The organism is Streptomyces sp. NPDC031132 (genome assembly GCF_055570595.1).
The window spans coordinates 196,749-221,892 of record NZ_JBVIGX010000001.1 but is presented as its reverse complement, the minus strand read 5'-3'; the positions used below and the strand labels follow the sequence as shown (position 1 = coordinate 221,892).

Annotated in this window: 17 protein-coding genes; 5 read left to right on the top strand and 12 right to left on the bottom strand. The window is 72.9% G+C overall.

Annotation, left to right across the window (positions count from 1 at the left end):
* Nucleotides 1–44: 44 nt before the first annotated feature.
* The gene (locus tag ACZ49B_RS01010; RefSeq protein ID WP_468299190.1) at nt 45–3,944 is read left to right on the top strand and encodes a multifunctional oxoglutarate decarboxylase/oxoglutarate dehydrogenase thiamine pyrophosphate-binding subunit/dihydrolipoyllysine-residue succinyltransferase subunit; all 3,900 of its coding nucleotides are present in this window, start codon (nt 45–47) and stop codon (nt 3,942–3,944) included.
* A gap of 1,182 nt (nt 3,945–5,126) precedes the next feature.
* Here the strand turns inward: ACZ49B_RS01010 and fxsT are convergent.
* The 7 genes from fxsT to ACZ49B_RS00975 all read right to left on the bottom strand — a co-directional run bounded on the left by fxsT (nt 5,127) and on the right by ACZ49B_RS00975 (nt 17,690).
* Complete coding sequence (fxsT, locus tag ACZ49B_RS01005; RefSeq protein WP_468299188.1) at nt 5,127–8,135, bottom strand: FxSxx-COOH system tetratricopeptide repeat protein; 3,009 nt, start codon at nt 8,133–8,135, stop codon at nt 5,127–5,129.
* Between the two features lie 64 nt (nt 8,136–8,199).
* Nucleotides 8,200–9,456, bottom strand: coding sequence for an HEXXH motif domain-containing protein (locus tag ACZ49B_RS01000; protein ID WP_468299186.1), 1,257 nt, complete (start codon nt 9,454–9,456; stop codon nt 8,200–8,202).
* The gene (locus ACZ49B_RS00995) at nt 9,453–10,703 is read right to left on the bottom strand and encodes an FxsB family cyclophane-forming radical SAM/SPASM peptide maturase (RefSeq protein ID WP_468299184.1); all 1,251 of its coding nucleotides are present in this window, start codon (nt 10,701–10,703) and stop codon (nt 9,453–9,455) included. Before ACZ49B_RS00995 ends, ACZ49B_RS01000 begins: the two co-directional genes overlap by 4 nt.
* 126 nt (nt 10,704–10,829) lie before the next feature.
* Nucleotides 10,830–11,024 carry an FxSxx-COOH cyclophane-containing RiPP peptide gene (gene fxsA, locus ACZ49B_RS00990; protein ID WP_030291354.1) on the bottom strand — a complete coding sequence of 65 codons (195 nt, stop codon included), beginning with the start codon at nt 11,022–11,024 and terminating at the stop codon, nt 10,830–10,832.
* 188 nt (nt 11,025–11,212) lie between these two features.
* On the bottom strand, nt 11,213–14,431 hold the full coding sequence (locus ACZ49B_RS00985; protein WP_468299181.1) for an SAV_2336 N-terminal domain-related protein: 3,219 nt from the start codon (nt 14,429–14,431) through the stop codon (nt 11,213–11,215).
* Between the two features lie 45 nt (nt 14,432–14,476).
* The gene (locus ACZ49B_RS00980) at nt 14,477–15,583 is read right to left on the bottom strand and encodes an AAA family ATPase (protein ID WP_468299179.1); all 1,107 of its coding nucleotides are present in this window, start codon (nt 15,581–15,583) and stop codon (nt 14,477–14,479) included.
* A 25-nt stretch (nt 15,584–15,608) separates the two neighbouring features.
* Nucleotides 15,609–17,690, bottom strand: coding sequence for a VMAP-C domain-containing protein (locus ACZ49B_RS00975; protein WP_468299177.1), 2,082 nt, complete (start codon nt 17,688–17,690; stop codon nt 15,609–15,611).
* A 132-nt stretch (nt 17,691–17,822) separates the two neighbouring features.
* Here ACZ49B_RS00975 and ACZ49B_RS00970 point away from each other — a divergent pair, with 132 nt between their 5' ends.
* Nucleotides 17,823–18,008 carry a DUF6104 family protein gene (locus ACZ49B_RS00970; protein WP_010061466.1) on the top strand — a complete coding sequence of 62 codons (186 nt, stop codon included), beginning with the start codon at nt 17,823–17,825 and terminating at the stop codon, nt 18,006–18,008.
* Nucleotides 18,009–18,123: 115 nt separating this feature from the next.
* On the opposite strand, the gene sodN is transcribed toward ACZ49B_RS00970, so the two are convergent.
* The gene (gene sodN, locus ACZ49B_RS00965; protein ID WP_008741558.1) at nt 18,124–18,519 is read right to left on the bottom strand and encodes a superoxide dismutase, Ni; all 396 of its coding nucleotides are present in this window, start codon (nt 18,517–18,519) and stop codon (nt 18,124–18,126) included.
* A gap of 243 nt (nt 18,520–18,762) precedes the next feature.
* Here sodN and sodX point away from each other — a divergent pair, with 243 nt between their 5' ends.
* Nucleotides 18,763–19,122: a nickel-type superoxide dismutase maturation protease gene (gene sodX, locus ACZ49B_RS00960; RefSeq protein ID WP_468299837.1), complete on the top strand. Its 360-nt coding sequence runs from the start codon at nt 18,763–18,765 to the stop codon at nt 19,120–19,122.
* On the opposite strand, the gene ACZ49B_RS00955 is transcribed toward sodX, so the two are convergent.
* On the bottom strand, nt 19,026–19,655 hold the full coding sequence (locus ACZ49B_RS00955) for a CGNR zinc finger domain-containing protein (RefSeq protein WP_468299175.1): 630 nt from the start codon (nt 19,653–19,655) through the stop codon (nt 19,026–19,028). The two genes, sodX and ACZ49B_RS00955, sit on opposite strands and share 97 nt — an antisense overlap.
* Before the next feature lie 82 nt (nt 19,656–19,737).
* On the opposite strand from ACZ49B_RS00955, the gene ACZ49B_RS00950 reads away from it, so the two are divergent.
* Nucleotides 19,738–20,493 carry a class I SAM-dependent methyltransferase gene (locus ACZ49B_RS00950; protein ID WP_468299173.1) on the top strand — a complete coding sequence of 252 codons (756 nt, stop codon included), beginning with the start codon at nt 19,738–19,740 and terminating at the stop codon, nt 20,491–20,493.
* A 98-nt stretch (nt 20,494–20,591) separates the two neighbouring features.
* Here ACZ49B_RS00950 and ACZ49B_RS00945 read toward each other — a convergent pair whose 3' ends face one another.
* Genes ACZ49B_RS00945 through ACZ49B_RS00935 form a run of 3 tightly spaced genes read right to left on the bottom strand, consistent with a single transcriptional unit; the run spans nt 20,592 to nt 23,296 of the window.
* On the bottom strand, nt 20,592–21,356 hold the full coding sequence (locus tag ACZ49B_RS00945; RefSeq protein WP_468299171.1) for an amino acid ABC transporter ATP-binding protein: 765 nt from the start codon (nt 21,354–21,356) through the stop codon (nt 20,592–20,594).
* Nucleotides 21,356–22,297, bottom strand: a complete 942-nt coding sequence (locus ACZ49B_RS00940; protein WP_468299169.1) for an amino acid ABC transporter permease — start codon at nt 22,295–22,297, stop codon at nt 21,356–21,358. Before ACZ49B_RS00940 ends, ACZ49B_RS00945 begins: the two co-directional genes overlap by 1 nt.
* A 39-nt stretch (nt 22,298–22,336) precedes the next feature.
* A complete protein-coding gene (locus ACZ49B_RS00935) occupies nt 22,337–23,296 on the bottom strand; it encodes an ABC transporter substrate-binding protein (protein WP_468299167.1) in 960 nt (319 codons plus the stop codon).
* 523 nt (nt 23,297–23,819) lie between these two features.
* Between ACZ49B_RS00935 and ACZ49B_RS00930 the strand changes: the two genes are divergently transcribed.
* Nucleotides 23,820–25,022, top strand: coding sequence for an NAD(P)-dependent malic enzyme (locus ACZ49B_RS00930; RefSeq protein ID WP_030291341.1), 1,203 nt, complete (start codon nt 23,820–23,822; stop codon nt 25,020–25,022).
* Nucleotides 25,023–25,144 lie beyond the last annotated feature (122 nt).

Here is a 25,144-nt window from a genome sequence, read left to right as displayed (position 1 = left end):
CCCGCTGTCCATACCTTGTGAAGCGGAAGAGGGCGGTTGCCGCCGTGTCGCCACAGTCCCCCAGTAACTCGAGCACCACGACCGAAGCAGAGGGCGGGAAGACCCCTGCCTCAGGCTTCGGCGCCAATGAGTGGCTCGTCGACGAGATCTATCAGCAGTACCTCCAGGACCCGAACTCGGTCGATCGGGCCTGGTGGGACTTCTTCGCCGACTACAAGCCGGGGGGCACTGCGTCTCCGGTGAAGCCGGACGAGCCCAAGAAGTCCCCGACGACGGACGGCGCCTCCGCACAGGCCGCCCCTGCCGTCGCCCCGCAGGTCTCCGACGCCGCCGCCACGGGGGCGGCGAGCGCCGCCGCGCCCTCTCCTGCCGCCGCGCCCACGCCTGTGTCAGCTCCTGCCCCTGCTCCTGCCACCCCCTCTGGTGCCCCTGCTGTGACTGTCACCTCCCAGGCCCAGGCCGCCGCACCGGCCGCCGCCGCCCCTCAGGCCCCGGCTCCGGCCGCCGCCGCCCCCGTCGCCGCCCAGAAGCCCGCGCCCGCTGCCGCGCCCGCCGCCGAGGCCCCTGCGGGCCCCGAGCTGGTGACGCTCCGCGGCCCGGCCGCCGCGGTCGCCAAGAACATGAACGCCTCCCTCGACGTCCCGACGGCCACGTCCGTCCGCGCCGTCCCGGTGAAGCTGCTGTTCGACAACCGCATCGTCATCAACAACCACCTGAAGCGCGCCCGGGGCGGGAAGATCTCCTTCACCCACCTCATCGGCTACGCGATGGTGCAGGCCATCAAGGCCATGCCGTCGATGAACTACTCCTTCGCGGAGAAGGACGGCAAGCCCACCCTGGTCAAGCCGGAGCACGTGAACTTCGGCCTCGCGATCGACCTGGTGAAGCCGAACGGCGACCGCCAGCTCGTCGTCGCCGGCATCAAGAAGGCCGAGACCCTCAACTTCTTCGAGTTCTGGATGGCCTACGAGGACATCGTCCGCCGCGCCCGCGTGGGCAAGCTGACGATGGACGACTTCACCGGCGTCACCGTCTCGCTGACCAACCCCGGCGGCCTGGGCACCGTCCACTCCGTGCCCCGCCTGATGCCCGGACAGTCGGTCATCATGGGCGTCGGCTCCATGGACTACCCCGCCGAGTTCCAGGGCACCTCGCAGGACACCCTGAACAAGCTGGGCATCTCCAAGGTCATGACCCTGACCTCGACCTACGACCACCGGGTCATCCAGGGCGCGGCCTCCGGCGAGTTCCTGCGCATCGTCTCGAACCTGCTGCTCGGCGAGAGCGGCTTCTACGACGACGTCTTCGAGGCGCTGCGCATCCCGTACGAGCCGGTCCGCTGGAACCGCGACATCGACGCCTCGCACGACGACGACGTCACGAAGGCCGCCCGCGTCTTCGAGCTGATCCACTCCTACCGGGTCCGCGGCCACGTCATGGCCGACACCGACCCGCTGGAGTACAAGCAGCGCAAGCACCCCGACCTCGACATCACCGAGCACGGCCTCACCCTGTGGGACCTGGAGCGCGAGTTCGCGGTCGGCGGCTTCTCCGGCAAGTCGATGATGAAGCTCCGCGACATCCTCGGCGTGCTGCGCGACTCGTACTGCCGCACCACCGGCGTCGAGTTCATGCACATCCAGGACCCGAAGCAGCGCCGCTGGATCCAGGACCGCATCGAGCGCCCGCACTCCAAGCCGGAGCGCGAGGAGCAGCTGCGCATCCTGCGCCGCCTGAACGCGGCGGAGGCCTTCGAGACCTTCCTGCAGACGAAGTACGTCGGCCAGAAGCGCTTCTCCCTGGAGGGCGGCGAGTCCGTCATCCCGCTGCTCGACGCCGTCATCGACTCGGCCGCCGAGGCCCGCCTCGACGAGGTCGCGATCGGCATGGCCCACCGCGGCCGCCTGAACGTGCTCGCCAACATCGTCGGCAAGTCGTACGCGCAGATCTTCCGCGAGTTCGAGGGCAACCTCGACCCGAAGTCCATGCACGGCTCCGGCGATGTCAAGTACCACCTGGGCGCCGAGGGAACCTTCACGGGCCTGGACGGGGAGCAGATCAAGGTCTCGCTCGTCGCCAACCCCTCGCACCTGGAGGCGGTGGACCCGGTCCTGGAGGGCGTGGTCCGCGCCAAGCAGGACGTCATCAACAAGGGCGGCACGGACTTCACCGTCCTGCCCGTCGCCCTGCACGGTGACGCGGCCTTCGCCGGCCAGGGCGTCGTCGCCGAGACGCTGAACATGTCGCAGCTGCGCGGCTACCGCACCGGCGGCACCGTCCACGTCGTGATCAACAACCAGGTCGGCTTCACCGCCGCCCCGGAGTCCTCGCGTTCCTCGATGTACGCGACCGACGTGGCCCGCATGATCGAGGCGCCGATCTTCCACGTGAACGGTGACGACCCGGAGGCCGTGGTCCGCATCGCGCGGCTCGCCTTCGAGTTCCGCCAGGCGTTCAACAAGGACGTCGTCATCGACCTCATCTGCTACCGCCGCCGCGGTCACAACGAGTCGGACAACCCGGCGTTCACGCAGCCGCTGATGTACGACCTGATCGACAAGAAGCGCTCGGTGCGCAAGCTGTACACCGAGTCCCTCATCGGTCGCGGCGACATCACGCTGGAAGAGGCGGAGCAGGCGCTCCAGGACTTCCAGGGCCAGCTGGAGAAGGTCTTCGCGGAGGTCCGCGAGGCCGCCACGTCTCCCGCCGCCGGCGCCCCGGTGACGCCCGCGCAGACCGCGCAGGAGTTCCCGGTCCCGGTGAACACCGCGATCTCGCAGGACGTGGTGAAGCGGATCGCCGAGTCCCAGGTCAACGTCCCGGACCACGTCACCGTGCACCCGCGTCTGCTGCCGCAGCTGCAGCGCCGCGCGGCGATGATCGACGAGGGCACGATCGACTGGGGCATGGGCGAGACCCTGGCCTTCGGCTCGCTGCTGATGGAGGGCACCCCGGTCCGCCTGTCGGGCCAGGACTCCCGCCGCGGCACGTTCGGCCAGCGCCACGCGGTCCTCATCGACCGGGAGACGGGCGAGGACTACACCCCGCTCCAGTACCTCTCGGACGACCAGGCCCGCTACAACGTCTACGACTCGCTGCTCTCCGAGTACGCGGCCATGGGCTTCGAGTACGGCTACTCGCTGGCCCGTCCGGACGCGCTGGTCCTCTGGGAGGCCCAGTTCGGTGACTTCGTCAACGGCGCGCAGACCGTCGTCGACGAGTTCATCTCCTCGGCCGAGCAGAAGTGGGGCCAGACCTCCGGCGTCACGCTGCTGCTGCCGCACGGCTACGAGGGCCAGGGCCCGGACCACTCGTCCGCGCGTCCTGAGCGCTTCCTCCAAATGTGCGCGCAGGACAACATGACGGTCGCGATGCCGACCCTGCCGTCGAACTACTTCCACCTGCTGCGCTGGCAGGTCCACAACCCGCACCACAAGCCGCTCATCGTCTTCACCCCGAAGTCGATGCTGCGTCTGAAGGCGGCGGCGTCGAAGGCGGAGGAGTTCACGAGCGGCTCGTTCCGTCCGGTCATCGGTGACTCGACCGTGGACCCGGCCGCGGTCCGCAAGGTCGTCTTCTGCGCGGGCAAGGTCTACTACGACCTGGAGGCCGAGCGGGAGAAGCGCGGCATCACCGACACGGCGATCATCCGCATCGAGCGGCTGTACCCCCTGGCCGGCGCCGAGCTCCAGGCGGAGATCGCCAAGTTCCCGAACGCGGCGAAGTACATCTGGGCCCAGGAGGAGCCGGCGAACCAGGGTGCGTGGCCGTTCATCGCGCTGAACCTGATCGACCACCTCGACCTGGCCGTCGGCGCGGAGGTCCCGGCCGGCGAGCGCCTGCGCCGCATCTCGCGCCCGCACGGCTCCTCCCCCGCGGTGGGCTCGGCGAAGCGCCACCAGGCGGAGCAGCAGCTGCTGCTGAACGAGGTCTTCGAGGCCTAAGCCTCGCCGTACCAGCTGTACCAACGGAAGGCCCGGCCCCTCTCGGGGGCCGGGCCTTCCGGCTGTGGGGGGGGGCCGAGGAGCGGGGTTCCGTCGGCCGGGGCCGGCGGGGCGGGTCGGGGGCTTCGGGGCGGCGTCCAACTGAGCGGGATCAGGGAGGGTTTGGGGGTTTCCCGCCAGTCCCATAGTCCTTCCGGTGCGGGCCGCCCCGTCAAGGGCGCTCCTTCGTCGCGTCGCTACGCGATGGCCTGCGGCCACCCTTGACCGACCGTCCCACCCCGGAAAGACGAGGACTGTCGGGAAGCCCCCAAAAGAACGGTCACCTTGCTTCCTGCTTCGGGCCCGGGCCATCAGTGATGCAGGGCCCCGGTCCCCGGGTGTCCGGATCCCCCCACGGGGCCCATGAGCAGACCTGTTCCGTGTCGGGGCCCGGTCCACCCGCACCAGACAGCGGCGAGAAGCACACCGGGAGAGGGCAGACGCATCAGATCGCTACGCGCTCCTCGATCAGGCGTCCGACGGCCGTCCAGGGCTGGGCATAGACCGCCCACGATCGCTACGCGCTTCTCCACGACGGCGCCCGACCGCCGTCTGTGGCCGTGTGTCGGGCGACAGGGGCTCTTTTCGGCGTGCAGACGGGCTGACGGAGTCTGGTGCCGGATTTTTCAACCTCTCACTCCATCAAGACGCCCCACAGCCTCCAACCCGTCGCCAAATCGGGGCAAACCGGCCACTGGCGATCGTGGACGTCTGTGTCCGGCCGAGGGCGGCCGTCGGACGCCGAGAAATGAGGAGCGCGTAGCGATCTGACGCGCCCCGGCCCCCGACCATGGTCTGGCCGCTGTCTGGTGCGGGTAGACCGGGCCCCGACACGGAACAGGTCTGCTCATGGGCCCCGTGGGGGGATCCGGACACCCCGGACCGGGGCCCTGCATCGCTGACGGGCCCGCATGTCGATCTGTCCCAGGTGACCGTTCTTTTGGGGGCTTCCCGACAGTCCTTGTCTTTCCGGGGTGGGACGGTCGGTCAAGGGTGGCCGCAGGCCATCGCGTAGCGACGCGACCGCAGGGAGCGCCCTTGACGGGGCGGCCCGCACCGGAAGGACTATGGGACTGACGGGAAACCCCCAAACCCTCCCTGATTCCGCTCAGTCGGCTCCCGACCCCACCCCCACCCCCACCCCTACGGCTGAGGCTCGAAGTCCCAGTACGGGCGGTTCTGCTGGCGGGCCGAGACCGTGTGGACGTGTTGGGGGCCCAGGGTGCGGGTCAGGGCCTTGAGGCCCGCGTCCTCGTGCTTCTGGGCCTCCGCGTCCTCGCGGACGGAGCGGAGGTCCGCCGCCAGGGCGATCTGGGCGCTCAGGGTCATCGGGTGGTCCGGGCCCAGGACCTGCTCGCAGCCCCGCAGGGTCTCCCGGCTCAGGTCCAGGGCATCCGCGAGCCGGCCCGTGATGTTGCGGTGGCCGGTGGCGTTCAGGGCGCAGCCCAGGGTCCACGGGTGGCGGTCCCCGACCGCGCCGCGCATGCCGACCAGGGCCTGCTCCGCCAGGCTCAGCGCCTCGACCCGTTCGCCCTGCGCGCGCAGCACCAGCCCGAGGTTGCCGACCGTGCCGATGCTGTACGGGTGGGCGAGCCCCAGCTGCGTCTGGTAGCCCCGGACGACCTCCTCCGAGATCCGGCGGGCCTCGCCGATGTCCCCGTACTCCCGCAGGTACGTCGCGTAGTCCGAGGCGACCATCAGCGTCCAGGGGAATTCCGCGCCGAAGACTCGGGTCGAGCGCTCCAGGACGCTGCGCAGGCGCGCCCCGGCGCCGGGGATGTCCCCGGAGCGGCGCAGGCACATGCCGAGGTTGTGCTCGGCGCGCAGGGTCTGGGGGTGGTTGGGGCCCAGCACCTGGGAGTTGAGTTTGAGGCCCTGTTCCTGCCGGGCGAGGGCCTCGCGGTAGCGGCCCATCAGCCGCAGTCCCATCGCGCAGCCGATGCCGGAGGAGAGCGTCGCGATGTGCCGTACGCGCAGTACCCGTTCGCGCCGCCGCAGGGTGTCGAGGTCGGCGTCGTACGCCTCCTGGTAGCGGCCCAGCAGCCGCAGCGCGACGGCGACGTTGTTCTCGGCGTTCAACGTCGTGGAGTCGTCTTCGCCGAGCAGCTCGCGGTAGCGCGCGAAGGCGTGCTCCAGGAGCTCGCGGGCACGCTCGAACTTGGCCGTGCTGAGCAGCACCCCGGCGTACGTGCTCGTCGCGCGCAGGGTCTCCAGGTCCCGGTCGCCCCGCTCGGCCAGCAGCCGGTCGGCGACCGACTTGGCGAGGGTCTCGGCGCGCTTGAAGTGCCCGAGCATCCGCAGGGCGCCGCCGTAGTGGTAGCTGAGCTCGCGGACCTGGTCGTGGTCGTCGCCGAGCATCGTGCGCCACACCGCGTCGGTCTGCTCGGCGAGCCGCAGGCAGGTGCGGTACTCCCCGGCGAGGATCAGGTAGCGCAGGCAGTGCAGCAGGAAGGTCTGGATCCGCGGGTTGCTGCTGGTCAGCACGCCGGCGGTCTCCAGGTGCGGGATCAGCTCGGCGTAGCGGGGCCACAGCCGGGAGTCGGAGGGCCGGCCCGGGTCGGCGCCCGCGAGGACCTGCCGGACGGCGCGGGAGAGCGGTTCGGCCTCGTCCTCGGAGAGGTTCTCGCGGACGATCCCGTGCACCATGCGGTGCAGCTGTACGGTCTCCAGCCCGCCGCCGCCCTCCTCCACGGACAGGTCGGAGTACTCGAGGCGGACCACGGAGAACTGGACGAGCTTGTTGAGGGCGGCGTTCCACCGGATCTGGTCGTTGATCAGCCCGGCGAGCTGCTCGGGCACGTCGTCGGCGGGGAACTCGCGCAGCAGCCGCAGCGGCACCGGCCCGGGGGCGAAGAACACGAACAGCCGCAGCAGGGCGAGCGCGTCGGGGAAGTTCTCCCGGACGTTGTTCAGCAGTATCGCGAGGGCGGTCGGGAAGGGCAGCGGGTAGTCGTCGGAGACGGTGACGGCCTCCCGGGAGTCCAGTCTGCGCTGGAGCAGGGCCAGGTAGTCGCCCACGGTCAGCGGGGAGTCGGCGAGCCAGCCGGCGGTCTGGTCGAGGGCGAGGGGGTAGTCCTCCAGGGCCTCGGCGAGCTGGTCGGCCTCCTCGCCGGTGAGCCGGCGGGCCCGGCGGCGGATGAAGGTGATGGACTCGGGCCGGGCGTACAGCGGGACTTCGAGGAGGCTGGTGTGCCGGGAGGCCCATTCGCGGTTGCGGGAGGTGATGATGACGTCGCCGGCGCCCGAGGGCAGCAGATCGGTGAGGTCGTCGGGGTTGTCGCAGCCGTCGAAGACCACCAGCCAGCGGCTGTACGGGGATCCGCGGCGCAGCGCCTCGAGGACGGACCGGATCTGCTCGCCGTAGCTGCCGGCGCCGCGCGGCAGGCCCATCGCGGGGGCCAGGTCGGCGAGCCGCTCGCGCAGGGTGGGCCGGTCCTCGGCGGGGACCCACCACACCACGTCGTACTCGGAGGCGAAGCGGTACGCGTATTCGGTGGCGACCTGCGTCTTGCCCACCCCGGACAGCCCCAGCAGGGTGACGGTCGAGGCGCCGGGCGGGGCGTCGGCGAGGGCGGCGCGCAGCCGGCCGATGACGTCGTTGCGGCCGGTGAAGCGCGGGTTGCGGCGCGGGACCCGGCCCCAGATCTCGGGCGGGTCGTTGGGGAAGCGGGGGCCGCGGCGGCCGGTCTCGGTGCCGATCCGGTCGGTGGGCAGCTCGAGCCGGCGCAGCACCCGGTACTCCGCCTCGTACGCGTCGAGCCCCCACAGGTCGGTCTTCTCCAGTACGGCGACGGCGCTGGGCAGCGGCGCGTCGGTGAGGCTGACGGCCGCGAACCGGTCGGGGTGGTGGTCGGTGACGGTGCGCAGGGCGGTGTTCCACTCCTCGTCGGTGTGGGTGCCTGCGGAGAAGTAGCGCTCGCTGAGGATGAGCAGGACCCGGCTGCCGCTGCGGGCCAGGTCGTCGAGGGCGGGGGCGAGGCCGGGGCTGGACTGCGGGTCCCAGCGGGCGAGGGCGACCCGGTGGCCGTGCTCCTCCAGGCGGTGGGCGATCCACACGGCCCAGGGCCGGTTGAACCCCGCGAAGCTGATGACGAAGCGCTGCGGCTGCGCGGCTCCGTCGCGGTCTCGGTCCTGCCGAAGTCCGGTGGTCATGCGGCCGTCTCCCTGGCATCCGGGCGGTGGACGGGGTTGAAACGGTAGCGCAGCGGACGGTCCGTCACCCCTGTGCGAACGGGGCGAGTTCGGGGTGCTCGGCGCACCAGGCGCGGCGTTCCCGGTCGACGGTGCGGCGGGCGACGGCGTGCTGGTCCCCCGGCGGCGGCAGGTCGTCCATGGCCCGTTCGGCTGCGGCCATGGCGGAGGTGAACTCCCGCCCGGCCGTGGTGAGTTGCGGGTGGCGGTGGAGCGTGGGCAGGACGGCGGCGACCTGGGCGCGGATCCGGGCGTGCTGGGCCCAGGCGCCGCGGGCGCCGTAGAGGGCGGCGCGCTGCCAGTACCCGGCCAGGGCCAGGTGGGCGTACGCGCCGTGCAGGAGTCCCTCGAGCGGGCGGGGGTCGCTGCGCCAGGGGGCCCAGTGCCGGGGCGTGCGGTCGGCGGTGTGCAGGGTCAGGACGTCGGCGAGGGCGGTGAGCTTGCCGTGCTGGACCTCGTGGACGAGGGTCGCGGCGAGCGCGGGCGGCGCCTGGGTGCGGGCGAGCACGGATCCGGCGGCCGCGGGGAGGGTGGCGCCGCTGGAGCGGGAGCCGCCGCCGAGCGGGACGACGGAGCGCAGCAGCAGGCCGATCTCCTCGGCGCGGGCGGTGTCGTACCGGTCGAGCAGGGTGAGTGCGCCGGACCACTGGGTGTCCCAGCGCTTGTGTCCCTTGGGGGTGAGCCGGCGGGCGGGGCGCACGGGCGCCGGGTGGGCGGGGCCGGGGGCCCGGTAGGGGTCGAGGTCGTCGAGGGCGGTGCGGCCGCCGGGCAGGGTGTGCAGGGCGAGGGTGGCGGGGTCGTCGGGGTCCCAGCAGCCTTCGGTGAGGGCGAGCGGGCCGGGCCGGGCGGGGCGCAGCAGGCCGAGCGTGGGCAGGACGAGCCGGCCGTGGACGGGCCGCAGGGTGGCCTTGAAGGCGATCCCGGAGCGCAGGGCCGCGGCGACGGCGAGGGCCCCGAGGTGGCCGAGGTCGGCCGGGGGGCCGTACGGGGCGTGCAGCCGGCGCAAGGTCTCCTCGGCCCACACCCCGGTGGCCGGGTAGTGCAGCACGTCGCGGACCGTCTCGGGGGCGTGCCGTTCGGCCTCCTCCAGCAGGGCCCAGTGGTCGGCGGCCTCCCCGGCCCGTCCCCCGGGGGCGGCGTCGAGCACCCCGCGCAGCAGGACGAGCCGCTTGGAGCGGCGGATGTCTCGGACCAGGCGGGTGCCCTCGGCGGAGGGCTCGGTGGAGGCGAGGGCGCTCAGGGTGGCCGAGGTGACGGCGAACCCGGTCAGGGGGGCGGTCATGAGGCGGCCGCCCGGGGGGCCGCCGCGGCCCGGTGGAGGGCGGCGGCGATGTGCCGGATGACGACCTGGAGATCGGCGCAGTACACGGTGGGCCGGCGGAAGCCCTCGCCGGCGCGGTAGCGGTGCGGGTAGTGGCCGCCGCCGCAGACCTCGACGAGCTCGCAGGAGCGGCAGCCGTCGGCGAGCGCCTCCCGGCCGAGCTGGCGGGCGGCGAGCCCGGGGTGGTCGAGGAACGCGTCGAAGCTGTGGTGCTCCAGGGTCATCCCGGTGGCGGCGGCGCCCTCGTAGGCGGATTTGAGCGAGTCGGCCTGCTCGATGGCGCCGTCGGTCTCGATCACGGCGGTGGTGGCGGGGGCGAGGCCGAGGGTCTCGGTGGCTGCGGGCAGTCCGAGCAGCAGGGCGATGATCTCCTCGAAGATCCGGATCCGGGTCCGCAGCACCGCGTCGTGCCACCAGCGTTCGAAGACGGCGAGGAGCCAGTCGGCGTACGGGGTGCCGGGCGGGTGGTGGCCGGGTGGCGGGGTGCTCCAGTTGGCCAGCGGCAGCAGCAGTCCGACGACCGGCGGGGCGAAGGCGAGCAGGGACTCGTACGTCTCCACCGGGTCTTGGTCGAGGTCGACGACGCAGAGCACCCCGGCGTAGTTCTCGGGGTGCCGGGCCAGGAGGCGCAGGCCCCGGGCGGCGGCGGCGAATCCGGGGCGTCCGGCGTGGTCCACGCGGCGCGCGTTGTGCGCGGGCAGACCGCCGTCGAGGCTGATGCCGATGCGTATCCCGGCGGCGGCGAGCGCCGCGAGCCGGCTGCGGGTGAGCAGGGTGCCGTTGGTCTGGACGGTGGCTGTGACCAGGGTCCGCGGGGAGGTCCGGGCGAGGGCGGCGCGTACGGCGTCGACGGGGGCGGCCAGTTCGGCGGGGGCGGTGAGCAGGGGTTCCCCGCCGTGCAGGACGAGGTCGACGCGGGCCAGGTCGTGGGTGGCGGCGTGCTCGGCGATGCGGTCGGCGGCGCGGGCGGTGGTGGCCGGGGACATCGCGGCCGGCTGGCCGCGCCAGCCCTGGTCGGCCATCTCGTACACGTAGCAGTAGGTGCAGGCGAGGTTGCAGCGGCTGCGGGTCTTGAGCACGAACTGCCGTATCGGGTGCGGGCGGTGGCCTGCGGCGCGCAGCGCCGGCACGTCGAGCGCGGCGTAGGGCCACGGCGCGTGGATCCGATGGGAGGGCAGCACGACATCGCTCGTGTTGGTCTGCCTCATCGTTCGTACCTCCCGCGCCGCGGACGGTGCATCCCTGCCCGGCGGACGGCACCGGCTAACGGCGGAAACGGGACAACTGTGGCTGCTCTGCGTGTCCTTGGGAATGCGGTGCGTGAGGGAGCCGCGTCAGGCCACTCCGGAGTCGAACGCGTTGAGGATCTCGGCGGGGTGGGTGACCCGCTGCACCATGCCTTCGATGACCCGGGCGAGCACGGGATGGTCGATCCCGCGCAGTGCGGCCAGGTCGAACCCGGAGAGGTCCGGTAACTGCCCGGAACAGGCGGTGCCCGCCGTTTCCGCTTCCTGCTGCCGAGTCACCATGGGCTGCCCGTCCCCCTGTCGAGTCGCATGTCGACGATCCACTGCCCTTTCCCCGGCCCCGAAACCCCGACCCGGCCCCACCGCACCCTCCGGCCCCGTCGGCGTTCGAGGCGCGGGGCCCGGGGCGGAGCCCCGGAAGCCCTGGTGCAGCCCGGGGCCGCCGGCGCAACGGCGCCGCACGCAAAGGCTCACAGCCCCGCCTCCAGGGTGCGGACCCGTGACTGCAGGGCGTCTCGCCGGTCCACGGCGGACTCCCCGAGCCGGATCCACAACTCCACCGCCGAGCGGTAGGCATCGAGGGCAGCCCGAGGCCGCGCCAAGCGCTCCAGCACCTCCCCCCGCAACTCCTGCACCCGCGCCGCGAGTTCCACCGCCACCTCCCGCCGCTCCTCCCGGTCGGCGGCCAGCGCGGACCGCCAGGCCCGGCGGTAGGAGTCCGCCGCCCGGTCGAGCCGGTCCGGCGCCCGGGTGTGTGCGTGGATCTCCTGCTGCACGTCGCCGTGCTCGCGCCAGGCGCCGGCCTGCTCCAGGGGGCTGCGGCTCTGCCGGACGGCCAGCTCCAGCAGGTACTCCGCCTCCCGCAGGTCCACCACGTCGCCCTCGTACGCGTGCCGCAGCCGCAGCCCCGCCGCGAGCCGGATCAGCCGCTGCGCGGAGCGGGGGTCGGACTGCGGGACCGCCGCCCGGCTGTCGCGCAGCACCCGTACGGCCGTCGAGGTGAACCGCCGCCCGTCGGCGGCCCGCGCCCGGTCCAGCAGTACGTCGCCCCACTCGGGCAGCAGCTCCCCGTAGGCCTCCCCGTCGCGCGGGATCAGCCGGCGGGCCCTGCCGTACGCCTCGGCCGCGTCCTCCAGCGCCGCCGGGTCCGCGTCCCGCGCGTACCGGGCCCGGTGCACCCGCGCCAGGCAGACCAGGCCCGCCAGCCGCAGCTCCGCGTCGCCGGTGGCCCCGGCCAGCGCCTCCTCCAGCTGCCCGGCGGCCTCCTCCAGCCGCCCGGGCAGGTACCGCAGGGCCGTGGCCAGCTCCACCCGTACGCGGGCGGCGCCCGCTCCCGACAGCTCGGTGGCCAGCCCGGCCGCCAGGTGCTCGGCGGCCTGCCCGGCCAGGGCCGTGCGCTCCGCCGGGTCGGGGGTGCGGGGCAGCAGGGCCAGCAGGACCCGGCCGAGGGCCGGCCGCACCGCCGGGTCGGTGGCCGGGCCGCCGGTCACCGCCTCCAGCGCGGAACGCGCCTCGCGCAGCGCGCCCGTGTCCTCGCGGAGCTCGCCGAGGCGGACCAGGGTCTGCGCCCGCCGCACCACGCAGTCGAGGCGCAGCCGCGGGTCCACGTCCGGGTCGGGGTCGCCGCCGACGGCCGCGAACTCCCGTTCCGCCGCGGCCAGCAGCTCCGTGTCCGGCTCGGCGGCCAGGGCCCGCTCGTACAGGATCCGGCCGAGCATCGCCCGGGCCGGCGGCGTTCCGATCCCGGCGACCGCCCGCTCGGCCTCCGCGAGCAGTTCCGGGTCCCGCTGCCCGGCCCACAGCCGCAGCAGGACGGCGGCCAGCTCGTACTCCGCCTCGCCCGGCGGGTCCTCGGGCCCGGCGGGTGCGGCGACGGCCCTGCGCAGTACGGCGAGGGCCTCGTACAGCCCGCGCTGCCCGCCGTCGCCCCCCTGACGGTCCTGGGCGGCGAGCCGGTCGCGGGCCGTGCGCACCGCCCAGGCCCGCCCGGGCGGGGGTGCGACGGGCTCGACGACGGCCGGGCCCTCGGCGGGCGGCCCGGGCAGGTAGCGCCGTACGACGCGCGCCGAGACCTCGGCGAAGGCCTGCGGGAGCCGCCCGGCGGGGACCCGCTCCTCGCCGCCCTCCTCGACCACGGGGGCCCCGGTGAGCTGGGAGACGGCCAGGGCGGGGAAGTTCCGTACGCCCCGCCCGAAGTGCGCGAGCACGTACTCCGAGCAGTGCTTGAGCACCAGCGCGGCCTCGTCCCGGCCGAGCGGACCGAGCAGGACGTCCTGGACGCCGGGCACGAACTCGTACCACTGCCCGGCGGACCGGCCGCGCCGCAGCAGCCCGCTCAGCAGCACCTCGGCCAGGTCCGAGGGCTCGGAGTCCGGCAGCATCGTGCGCTGCACCAGGCTCATCACGGGCAGGGTCAGCGGCGCCGCCGACAGGTACACCGCGAGCTGTACGGCGCGGGGCGAGGCGGAGGCACGGAAGCGGCGCACCAGCTCGCGCGGCGGGCGGACGGCGCGCGGCGGCGGGACGGGCGCCGCGGGGTGGTCGGCGAGCACCCGGCCCACCTCGGCGGGGACGGGCCCGGTGCCGAGCCCGGCGACGAGGCGGGCCCAGGCGCCGAGCGCGGTGGCGCTGGGCGGCAGGACGGGAACGGTCAGCCCGCCGGTGGGCCGCCCTTGGCGGGCCGGCCGGTCGGGCCGGAACCGCAGCTTCCCGGAGCCGCCCTCGGCGCGGGTGAGGGCGCCCCGCTCGGTCGGCAGCCAGCTGCGGCTCCACAGCCGCTGCGGCAGCGGCTGGACGACGACGCAGGGGGTGCACTCGGCCCACCGGTGCAGCAGCCGCTGGGCCTCGCCCTCGCGCCAGAGCGGTCCGGCGCAGTCGGAGACGACCATGGTCAGGGCCCGTCCGGTCGGGTCCCGCAGCTGGTCCCCGGAGCGCAGGCGGGTGCCGGGGCCGGGGCCGCGTCCGACGGCGGCCCGCCCGTCGCCGAGCCGGTGCAGGTAGTGCACCTGTACGTCCCGGAAGGCGCCGAGGCGCTCGCAGACGGACCGCAGCTCCTCGAACATGTCGTGCCACACGGCCATCGACGGCGAGGCGTCCATCACCAGCCGTACGGTCGCCTCGCGCCGGCTCTCGGGCCGCAGCACCGGGATGACCAGCCCGAGGGCGCGGGCGCTGGCCTCGGCGGTGGCCGGCTCGTCGAGGACCAGGCGGGTGGGCGGGCCGGGCGGCCGGTGCCGCTGGAGGGCGCGCAGGGCCCGCTGGATCTCCAGGATCCGGGGCAGCGCGGCCGCTCCGGGGACCCGGACGGGCACTCCGGCGCCGGCCGGGAACTCGGCCGCCTCCTCCGCGACGGCCCCGAGGACCCGGGACGCGTAGAGCCGGACCGGGTCCTCGGGTTCGGGCTCGGCCCGTACGGGCTCCTCCTCGGGCGACGGCGCATCGCCCGCGGTCCGCGGCCGCCGGGGCGGGGCCGTCCGGTCCCGGTCCGGGGCGGCGGGGCCGGGCGGGCCGATCCGCCCGGCCAGCCACAGCGCGTCGGCGAGCTCCTCGGCCGTGGGATCGAGCCCGGCGGCGCGCAGCAGCCCGGCGAGGTCGCGGAGGGCGGCGGGGACGGGCGGCGGGTCGCAGGAGCCGGGAAGGGGGTCGAGGGGGCCGCCCTTGGCGCCGGGAACGGACGGGCGGTCAGGCACCGCAGGCTGCTCGGGGACGGCCGGCCGGTCGGGGGGCACGGGCGCTCACCTCGGGCGGTCGAGGCGCTGGATGAGCAGGTCGGCGAGGTCCTCCCGGGTGGGCGGGGCGGCGTAGTGCGTGAGGTAGATGGCGTTCAGCAGCTGGTCGGCGGCGACGAGTTCGGACTGGGAGCGGCTGAGGAACTCCCGGATCAGGTCGGCCCCGAGCTGGGCGGCCTCCTCGCCGAGGTGCGCGCGGACCATGGTGGCGAGCCGTTTCTCGCCGGGCTGCCCGAGCTTGAGCTGGATGCAGCGGCGCAGCAGGGCGGCCGGGAAGTCCCGTTCGCCGTTGCTGGTCAGGATGATGAAGGGGAAGGCCCGGCAGCGCACCCGGCCGCCCTGGACGGTGACCTTCGCCCCGTCGTCGGTGAGCACCTGCACCTCGGGCTCGGTGTCGGCGACCCGTTCCAGCTCGGGCAGGGCGAACTCGCCCTCCTCCAGGACGTTCAGGAGGTCGTTGGGCAGGTCGATGTCGCTCTTGTCGAGCTCGTCGATGAGCAGCACGCGGGGGCGTTCGGTGGGCAGCAGGGCCGTCCCCAGCGGTCCGAGCCGGATGTACTTTCCGATGCCGGGGGCCTTGCCGGTGCCGGGCGGCGTGCCGGCGCCGGTTCCGGGGGCCGCGCCGGTTCCGGGGGCGGCGCCGGTTCCGGGGGCGGCGCCGGTTCCGGGGGCGGCGCCGGGGAAGCCCCCGCTCGCGGCGATCTGGACGTCCTGGAGCCGGGCGATGGCGTCGTAGCGGTACAGGCCCTCCTGGAGGACGGTCCGCGAGACCACGGGCCAGCGCAGCACCCGGCCGAGTTTCAACTCGTGGGCGACGGCGTGGGCGAGGGTGGACTTCCCGGTGCCGGGGTAGCCGGTCACGAGCAGCGGCCGCCTCAGGTACAGGGCCGCGTTGATGGCCTCCAGCTCCTCGGGCTCGGGCCGGTGCAGCTCGGCGGCCTGCCGGTGCGCCCCGAGCCGGCGCGCCACGTTCCCGTCGGCCGTGTCCGCCAGTCCCCCGGGCTCGCCGACGGGGCCGCCGTCGAAGTCCCGCCACGGCGGCGGATCGGGCAGGGCCTCGATCCCGTCGTGGGGTTCACCGACCCCCCGGTAGATGAGCCATTCCTCGTTCACGGCTGCTCCCTCCCCCTCCCGCCCGTCACAGGTCGCCCTGCAGCGGCTCGTCTTCGGGCAGCGCGCGGGCCGGGTCGTCCCATACGAGGGCCATCCCGTCCGCCCAGTACGCGTCGGGGTCGGCCCCGTGCGCGCGGGCCCGTAGTGCCTGGAGCCGGACCGGCAGCGGCGCTCCCCGCCCCGCCTCGGTCAGCTCCTCGCGCAGTCCGCGGTGGAACGGCGCGCAGTCGGCCGCCGGATCGGCCGGGGGCCGCCGGGTGACGGCGACCCCGTATCCGGCGTCGTGGACCGCGTGGAGGGAGCCGCGGGTGGGCTCCACGTCGGCGGCTCGGCAGTGCACGGGCACGGTGTTGTCCGGCAGGGCGTCGAGCCATTCCGGCGCCGGGGTCCGGGGGCGTCCGCGCGCGCAGTCGGCCCGCTCGTCGGCCAGCGGCCCGGCCTGGACGCGCGCCCAGCGGTCGGCCCGGCGGTGGACGGCCTCGCCGTCGGGCGGGGTGTCGCCGCTTCCGGCCGGGTGGCGGAACACCACCGGCCGCTGGACGCCCAGCGGCACCCGGCCCGCCACCGTCCAGGTGTCCACGGGCAGGCCGAACAGCTCGGGCGCCACGGCGACTTCGAGGAGGGCTGCCGCCTCGTGGGTGTCGCATCGGCGGAAGGCCTCGGCGAGCGGGACCCGCAGCGCCTCCGCGAGGCCCGCGCGGGTGACCCGTACGCCGGAGTCCACCGGGGTCAGCCGCCCCGGGTGGGCGGGCCCGGCCAGTACCGAGACGCGCCAGTCGTAGACGTCCTCCCAGCCGTGCGCCCACGCCTCCACCAGCACCGACGGCCCGCGGGTCAGCCCGTCGGCGGGGCGGGCGTGTCCGTTCGCGTGCCCGGCGGCCCGGGCGCGCCGGTGCCCGTCCCGCTGCGCCAGGCCCTGTTCGTGGCGCTCGCCCAGCTCCCGCCGCAGGGGCCGCCACAGCCGTTCGGCGGTGGCCCGTACCCAGTCCCACAGTTCCTCGTCGGAGCCCGGGGAGGGCGGCTCGCGGTGGTCGGCCACGCTGACGTCGGTCGCGTAGCGGAGCATCGCGGCGGCCTCGCCGGAGCCGCCCGGCGGGTCGTGCAGCATGCCGAGCCCGTCGCGCCAGCTGAGCGGGGCCGGCAGGCCCGGGTCCGGTTCCTCGCCGCGGGCGGCCTCGACCAGGGCGCGGACGGCCTCCGAGGAGCGCGGCGGGGGCAGTTCGGCGAGCAGCCCGCACAGGGTGGTGCGTTCGGCGGCGGTGAGTCGTCTGCGGCCCTCGTACGGGTCGCCGGGGGCCGGGAGTTCGTCATGCACGTCGGTCCAGGTGCGGCGGCTGCCCAGGTCGCTCAGGTGCTGGTCGTAGTGGTAGAGGTCGTGGGCCTGCATGACGCGGCGGTAGAGCCCGACCTGGCCGGTGGCGGCCAGCGGCAGGGTGCGTAACTGCACGACGGACACGGCGAGTCCGCCGCCCCCGGTGTGCCGGCGGGCCTTGACCACGCCGACGACCTCGCCGCGGGCCAGGTCCACGACCGGACCTCCGGACATGCCGGGCTCGATCTCGTCGTCGGCGCCGAGGCGCAGGGCGGCGCCGCCGGCGGCGGTGCCGCGCAGCCGGGTGGTGCGGCCGGTGATCTCGGGGGTGCCGAGGTCCTCGGTGCAGCCGAAGTACGCGACCTCGTCGAGGCGGGGTCTGGCGCGGTCGGTGAGCCGTACGCAGGCGTGCGTGATCGGTGCGAGGACCCGGACCAGCGCCAGGTCGGGCAGGTCCCACAGGGCGTGCCGGGCGGGGCGGCGCTCCTCGAGCCGCTCGGGCAGGACGCACTCGACGCGGCCGGTCACGGTACCGGTGGCGCCGTCGGTGCCGGAGGAGAAGGTGATGCCGAGCTCACGCCCCACGAGACGCACCGCTGCACCCCCTTCACCGACGACGTGCGCGCACGTCAGGACCCAGCCCGGGGCGACGAAGAAGCCACTCCCCCAGGTGGGTCCGGTCCCATGGGGTGCATACCCGTCCGGGGCCGCGTGGACGCGCACGGTGGCCGCCTGGACGAGGGGTTCGAGGAGCTCGTAGGCGCGCGCGGTGCCGCCCGTGCGCCCGTCCTGCATCCCCTGCCCCCTCAGGTGTCTGGCAGTCCAGGCTAGCGCCGGGTCCGGTAGGGCGGGAGGTGTCGCCGGGCATGCGGATTATCCTGGCGGGAAACATCCCCTGCACACTTTCATCACGGCACGGAGCCCGACTTGTACTTCACCGATCGCGGCATCGAGGAGCTGGAGAAGCGGCGCGGCGAGGAGGAGGTCACCTTCGAGTGGCTCGCCGAGCAGCTGCGCACCTTCGTCGACCTGAACCCGGACTTCGAGGTCCCGGTGGAACGCCTGGCCACGTGGCTGGCTCGGCTGGACGACGAGGACGACGAGGACGAGTAGTCCCACCAGTGGAGTAGTCCCACGAGTGGACGCGTGGTCCACGAGCAGTCCCCGCACGGCGAAGGGGCCCGACCGGTGACGGTCGGGCCCCTTCGTGCCGGAGAGCAGGCCCGGATCAGGCGGCCTTGGTCTCCCAGAAGATGCGGTCGATCTCGGCGATGAGCTCGAGGGCCTTCTGGCCGGTCGCCGGGTCGTTCGACGCCTTGGCGGCCGAGAGGGCCTTCAGGGTGTCGTTGACCAGGGTGTGCAGCTGCGGGTACTTCTCGAAGTGCGGGGGCTTGAAGTAGTCGCTCCACAGCACCGAGACGTGGTGCTTGGCGAGCTCGGCGCGCTGCTCCTTGATGGTGATGGCGCGCGCGCGGAAGTCGGCGTCCTCGTTGGCCTGGTACTTCTCCTGTACGGCCTTGACGGACTCGGCCTCGATGCGGGCCTGGGCAGGGTCGTACACGCCGCACGGAAGATCGCAGTGGGCGGAGACCTTCGCCTTGGGGGCGAAGAGGCGGGAAAGCATGGAGTTTGTCCTCCTCGTGATCGTCTTCTCAAGAGGGGAGATTACTCCGTGGGGAAGGGGATTTCGCGAGCGGCCCCGTGGGCTTAGGACAAAAGTCCAGGGTGGCGTGCGGACCGGTGAGCGAACGTACGGGACTGTGCGGCAGCATGCGCAGTGAGGCGAGAGCGGGCGAGGAGGTCGGGCACGGTGGAGAGAAGGCGCTCGCGGGCGGCGTTCGAGGTGCTGGAGGTGGCGGGGCCCTCGATGGTGCCGACGCTGCTGCACGGCGACCGTCTGGTGGTCCGGTACGGGGCCGCCGTGCGCCCGGGTGACGTGGTGGTGCTGCGGCACCCGTTCCAGCAGGACCTGCTGGTGGTCAAGCGGGCGGTGGAGCGGCGCCCGGGCGGCTGGTGGGTGCTCGGCGACAACCCGTACAACGAGACCGGCGACAGCAACGACTACGGGACGGTGCCCGAGGAGCTGGTGCTGGCGACGGCGGTGCTGCGCTTCCGGCCGCGGGCGGCGGATCAGAGTTCGCTGAGGGCGCGGCTGTCCTGGGCGGTGTCGGCGCTGCGGCCGCTCTGGCCGGACGCCTCGGCTTCCAGCCGTTTGCGGGCCCGGTAGGCGGCGACGTTGGCCCGGGTGGCGCAGCGGTCGGAGCAGTAGCGCCGGGAGCGGTTGGTGGAGGTGTCGAGGTAGGCGTTGCGGCAGGGCGCGGCCTGGCACAGGCCGAGGCGGTCGGGGCCGTGCTCGGTGAGGTGGAAGGCCAGGCCGAAGGACGCGAGCGCGGCGAAGCCGGCGGAGGCGTTCGAGGGGTGGTCGGCGAGGTGGATGTGCCAGTTCGGGCGGCCCTCGTCGTCGAGGTACTCGTGGCCGGAGACCTGCGGGCTGACCGGGAACTCCATGAGCAGGGAGTTCAGCAGGTCGACCGCGAGGACGTGGTCGCCGCCGTCGGCGGCCTCGAAGACGGCGCGCAGCCGGCCGCGGACGTTGCGGAATCGGGTGACGTCGGCGTCGGTGACCCGGCGGGCGGCCTGGACCCCGGTGCCGAAGAGGCCCCGGACGGCATCCACCGAGGTGAGCGAATCCTTGTTACGGGCCGGCTCCTCGGTGTTGACCAGGCGCACGGCATAGTCCGAGTAATGGGCCAGTTCCACTTGTAGTCCTTACGGCTGCGGATTAGTGTCTCGGGTAACAGCTGAGACGTATTCGAGGGTATTACGACTGGAGGGGTCAGCGATGGCGGAGACCACGACCGACTGGCAGGCCTGGCAGGAGAGCTGGGACCGGCAGCAGGAGTGGTACATGCCCGACCGCGAGGAGCGGTTCCGGGTGATGCTGGACATGGTCGAGGCACTCGTGGGCCCCACCCCCCGGGTGCTCGATCTGGCGTGCGGTACGGGAAGTATTACGGACCGCGTCCTCAAGCGGTTCCCGGAATCCACCACTACGGGCGTCGATCTCGACCCGGCCCTGTTGACCATCGCCCGGGGCCACTTCGACGGCGACCGGCGCGTCACGTTCGTCACCGCCGACCTCAAGGACCCCGCCTGGACCTCGGCGCTCCCGTACGACACGTACGACGCCGTCCTCACGGCCACCGCGCTGCACTGGCTGCACAGCCCGGAACTCGCGGTGCTCTACGGGCAGCTCGCCCCGCTGGTGCGGCCGGGCGGGGTCTTCATGAACGCCGACCACATGCCCGACCCGGCGACCCCGCGGATCAACGCCGCCGAGCGCGCCCACCGGCACGCCGGGATGGACCGGGCCCGCGAGGCCGGCGCGGTGGACTGGGCCGACTGGTGGGCCCTCGCGGCCGCCGACCCGGTGCTCGCGGAGCCGACGAAGCGCCGGTTCGAGATCTACGGCGAGCACGCCGACGGGGACACTCCCGACGACGCCTGGCACGCCCGCACCCTGCGCGAGGCGGGTTTCGCGGAGGCCCGGACGATCTGGCGCTCGCCCTCCGACGGGCTGGTCCTGGGACTGAAGTAGGGCGCTTGTAGGAAAGTGAGAACTTCCGCGGCATGCCGTGACACGTGAGAGGGGCGGTACGGGAATCCCGTACCGCCCCTCTCGCGCATGAGGAGCCGCTACAGCACCTTGGACAGGAACGCCTTCGTCCGCTCGTGCTGCGGGTTGCCCAGCACCTCGCGCGGGTGGCCGGACTCGACCACGACGCCGCCGTCCATGAAGACGAGGTTGTCGCCGACCTCGCGGGCGAAGCCCATCTCGTGGGTCACCACGATCATGGTCATGCCCGACTCGGCCAGGTCCCGCATGACGTCGAGGACGTCGCCGACGAGCTCCGGGTCGAGCGCCGAGGTGGGCTCGTCGAAGAGCATCAGCTTCGGCTCCATGGCCAGCGCGCGGGCGATCGCCACGCGCTGCTGCTGGCCGCCGGAGAGCTGGGTGGGGTAGTTCCCGCCCTTGTCGCCGAGGCCCACACGGTCGAGGAGGCGTACGGCGCGCTCGCGCGCCACGGCCTTGGACTCGCCCTTGACCATGACCGGGGCTTCCATGACGTTCTCTATGGCCGTCATGTGCGGGAAGAGGTTGAAGCGCTGGAAGACCATGCCGATGTCCCGGCGCTGGGCCGCGACCTCGCTGTCCTTCAGCTCGTAGAGCTTGTCGCCCTTCTGGCGGTAGCCCACGAGGTGCCCGTCGACGTACAGCCGTCCGGCGTTCACCTGCTCCAGGTGGTTGATGCACCGCAGGAAGGTCGACTTGCCGGAGCCGGACGGGCCGACCAGACAGAAGACCTCACGCGGGGCGACCTCGAGGTCGATGCCCTTGAGGATGTGCGCCGCGCCGTAGGACTTGTGGACGCCCTCGGCCTTCACCATGGCAGTCGTCATCAGGCCACCGCCTTGCGGTTCGAGAAGCTGGACAGTTTCGCCTTGATCTTCTGCAACGGCGTGGGCGGCAGGGAGCGGAGGGCACCGCGGGCGTAGCGGCGCTCCAGGTAGTACTGGCCGACGCTGAACACCGAGGTCAGGGCGAGGTACCAGATCGAGGCGACGAAGAACATCTCCATCACCGCGAACGAGGTCGAGGCGATGTCCTGGGCGGCGCGCAGCAGGTCGAAGTACTGCACGGCCACGACGAGCGACGAGGTCTTGAGCATGTTGATGAACTCGTTGCCCGACGGCGGCACGATCACCCGCATGGCCTGCGGCAGCACGACCCGGCGCATGGTCTGCGTACGGGTCATGCCGAGCGCGTGCGAGGCCTCGGTCTGGCCCTCGTCGACCGACTGGATGCCGGCGCGGACGATCTCCGCCATGTACGCGCCCTCGTTGAGGCCGAGACCCAGCAGGGCGGCCAGGAAGGGCGTCATGACCTGGGTCATCTCGTCCTTGTAGAACCCGAGGTTCAGGATCGGGAAGATCAGGGCGAGGTTGAACCAGATGAGCAGCTGCACGTACACCGGGGTGCCGCGGAACAGCCAGATGTAGAACCAGGCGATGGTGCTGGTGACCGGGTTCTTCGAGAGCCGCATCACCGCGAAGAGGACACCGAGCACCAGACCCAGGGCCATCGAGGTGATGCTGATCCAGATCGTGTTGCCGACACCACGGAGGATGGTGGGGTCGAACAGCTTCTCCGGCACGGTCGCCCAGCGCACGTTGCCCTGCGAGAACGCGACGGCGAGCGCCACGACCAGGCCGATGACGACCACGGCGCTGATCCAGCGACCGTAATGGCGGACCGGGATGGCACGGATCGCCTCGGGGGGGACGGACCCGGCCGGCGGGGTGTCCGCCGGGTCCGGGACCTTGTCGAGCTTGTCAGTCACAGTGACTGCCCTTCAGTGTGCTGCGGTGGTACGCGGAGGTCAGGAACCGGCGTTGATCTTGGCCTCGGTCACGGCGCCGGAGCCCGCGTTCCACTTGTCCAGGGCGGCCTTGTAGGTGCCGTCCTTGATGACCGCGTCGAGGGCTTCCTTGAGCGCGTCGCGCAGCTCGGTGTTCTTCTTGTCCACCGCGATGCCGAAGAGGCCGGCGTCGGTCGGGTTGGCGATGGCCTCGAAGTCGTTGCCACCGCCGGCGGTCTGCGCGATGTACGCGGCGACCGGGGAGTCGTTCAGGTCGGCGGCGGCGCCACCGGCCTTCACGCGGGTCTGGGCCTCGGCATCGGTCGGGAAGGACTCGATCTTGAGCTCGCCCTTGCCGTCCGTCTTGCACTTCTCGGCCTGGGTCTTGGCGGACTCCTCGTACGTGGTGCCGCGCTGCACGGCGACCGTCTTGCCGCACAGGTCGTCCAGGGTCTTGATGCCCTGGGGGTTGCCCTTCTTGACCAGGATGCCGGTCGAGGCGGAGAAGTAGTCGACGAAGTCGACACCGGCACCGGTCTTGGCGCCCTTGTCGTCCAGGCCCTCCTGACGGGCCTTGGTGTCGGTCAGCGAGGACATGACCAGGTCGCTGCGGCCCGTCTGCATGCTGCCGATCAGCGTGTCGAAGGTGCCGGACTCGAACTTGAACTGCACGCCGAGCTGCTTGCCCAGGGCCGCCGCCACGTCGGGGTCGACGCCGACGATCTTGCCGCCCTCGGTGAACTCCATCGGCGCGTAGGTCGCGTCCGTGCCGACCTTGATGACACCGGCGTCCTGGATCTTCTTCGGAAGCTTCGAGAAGAGCGGCGCGCTGCTGTTCGCCGCACCCGACGGGCTGGTGGACGCCTTGTCCGTCTGGTCACCACAGCCGGTGAGGATCAGGGCGCCGGCGACCGCGATCGCGCCGACCGCGGCGATCCGGGACCGGGCGGCGGTCGTACGACGGGTGGTGCTTGCGGTCATGAGCTGGTTCCTCCGGCTGGCTGGTGGAGCATCCGAGAGCGGTCGGGCACGCACCTTCGAGTGTCGCGACCTCGTGTGATTACGGCATCTTGCCATTCGGACTGACGCATTCAGGCAGTTCGTCAGGTCAAAATCGGATAACGGGTGGGTGGGGGTACCCAACAGGACTGCGGAATGTGGGCTTCAGAGCCGCAGAAACCGCTGTGACCTGGCCCTTTTGACGGACTATTTGCGGTCCGTCTCGCCCATTGGACCGAGGTGTTTGGACCTTTCGCCAAAAACAGGACAAGAGGTCTACCGTCGAGTCGGAATCGACTCGTCTGGGTGAGCGTTCTTCGGGTACAACGGATCCTTACACCCCTCATCCGGGGCTCAGGGCGCGCGTGCGGCGCGCCCGCGCGTACGAACCTCCCCTTCGCGGAGACGGGCCAACCGTCGATGCGGAGTACGGACGCGGTGCCCGCCCACCCCTTAACCAGGTGTGGTCACCCTCAACGATTCAAAGACTTAAGGGGCCAAGAAAGTGGCAGCGGAGATCGTCAATCCTCGCAGCGACAGCGCGACGGACAACAACCCGGACGCGGTGTTCGCGCTGCACCGGGGCGGCAAGATGGCCATCCAGGCCACGGTGCCGGTCCAGAACAAGGACGACCTGTCCCTCGCGTACACGCCCGGCGTGGCGAAGGTCTGCAGCGCCATCGCGGAGCAGCCCGAGCTGGTGAACGAGTACACCTGGAAGTCCAACGTGGTCGCCGTCGTCACCGACGGCACGGCGGTGCTCGGACTCGGTGACATCGGTCCCGAGGCCTCCCTCCCCGTGATGGAGGGCAAGGCCATCCTGTTCAAGCAGTTCGGTGGTGTGGACGCGGTGCCGATCGCGCTCGCCACCAAGGACACGGACGAGATCATCGAGACGGTCATCCGCCTCGCACCGTCCTTCGGCGGGGTCAACCTGGAGGACATCTCCGCCCCCCGCTGCTTCGAGATCGAGCGCCGGCTCCAGGAAGCCCTGGACATCCCGATCTTCCACGACGACCAGCACGGCACGGCGATCGTGACGCTGGCCGCCCTGCGCAACGCCGCGAAGCTGACCGGGCGCACGCTCGGCGACCTGCGCGCCGTGATCTCGGGTGCGGGCGCGGCGGGCATCGCCATCGCCAAGATCCTCGTGGACGCGGGCATCGGCGACGTCTGCGTCACCGACCGCAAGGGCGTCGTCTCCGCGGACCGCTCCGACCTGACGGACGTCAAGGCGGAGATCGCGGGCCTGACGAACAAGACCGGCCAGACCGGCTCCCTGGAAGCGGCGCTGAACGGCGCGGACGTGTTCATCGGCGTCTCCGGCGGCACGGTGCCGGAGGAGGCGGTGGCCTCGATGGCGAAGGACGCCTTCGTCTTCGCCATGGCCAACCCGAACCCGGAGGTCCACCCGGACGTCGCGCACAAGTACGCGGCGGTCGTGGCCACGGGCCGCTCGGACTTCCCGAACCAGATCAACAACGTGCTGGCGTTCCCGGGCATCTTCGCGGGTGCCCTGAAGGTCCGCGCCAGCCGGATCACCGAGGGCATGAAGATCGCCGCCGCCGACGCCATCGCCGGTGTCGTGGGTGACGAGCTCGCCGCCGACTACGTGATCCCGTCGCCGTTCGACGCGCGCGTCGCCGAGGCCGTCGCGGCCGCGGTCGCCGCGGCGGCCAAGGCCGACGGCGTGGCCCGCCTGGTCTGACCTGGCAGCAGCACGGAAGAGGGGGGGGGGGGGGGGGGGGGGGGGGGGGGGGGGGGGGGGGGGGGGGGGGGTGGGGGGGGGGGGGGGGGCCCACACACACGAGGGGGGGGTGGGCATACCAG

Bases quoted from the DNA above. Each gene is read 5' to 3' on its own strand.
- fxsT (WP_468299188.1), bottom strand. From the start codon at position 8,135: ATGACCACCGGACTTCGGCAGGACCGAGACCGCGACGGAGCCGCGCAG.
- ACZ49B_RS01000 (WP_468299186.1), bottom strand. From the start codon at position 9,456: ATGACCGCCCCCCTGACCGGGTTCGCCGTCACCTCGGCCACCCTGAGC.
- ACZ49B_RS00995 (WP_468299184.1), bottom strand. From the start codon at position 10,703: ATGAGGCAGACCAACACGAGCGATGTCGTGCTGCCCTCCCATCGGATC.
- fxsA (WP_030291354.1), bottom strand. From the start codon at position 11,024: ATGGTGACTCGGCAGCAGGAAGCGGAAACGGCGGGCACCGCCTGTTCC.
- ACZ49B_RS00975 (WP_468299177.1), bottom strand. From the start codon at position 17,690: ATGCAGGACGGGCGCACGGGCGGCACCGCGCGCGCCTACGAGCTCCTC.
- sodN (WP_008741558.1), bottom strand. From the start codon at position 18,519: ATGCTTTCCCGCCTCTTCGCCCCCAAGGCGAAGGTCTCCGCCCACTGC.
- sodX (WP_468299837.1), top strand. From the start codon at position 18,763: ATGGTGCCGACGCTGCTGCACGGCGACCGTCTGGTGGTCCGGTACGGG.
- ACZ49B_RS00950 (WP_468299173.1), top strand. From the start codon at position 19,738: ATGGCGGAGACCACGACCGACTGGCAGGCCTGGCAGGAGAGCTGGGAC.
- ACZ49B_RS00945 (WP_468299171.1), bottom strand. From the start codon at position 21,356: ATGACGACTGCCATGGTGAAGGCCGAGGGCGTCCACAAGTCCTACGGC.
- ACZ49B_RS00935 (WP_468299167.1), bottom strand. From the start codon at position 23,296: ATGACCGCAAGCACCACCCGTCGTACGACCGCCGCCCGGTCCCGGATC.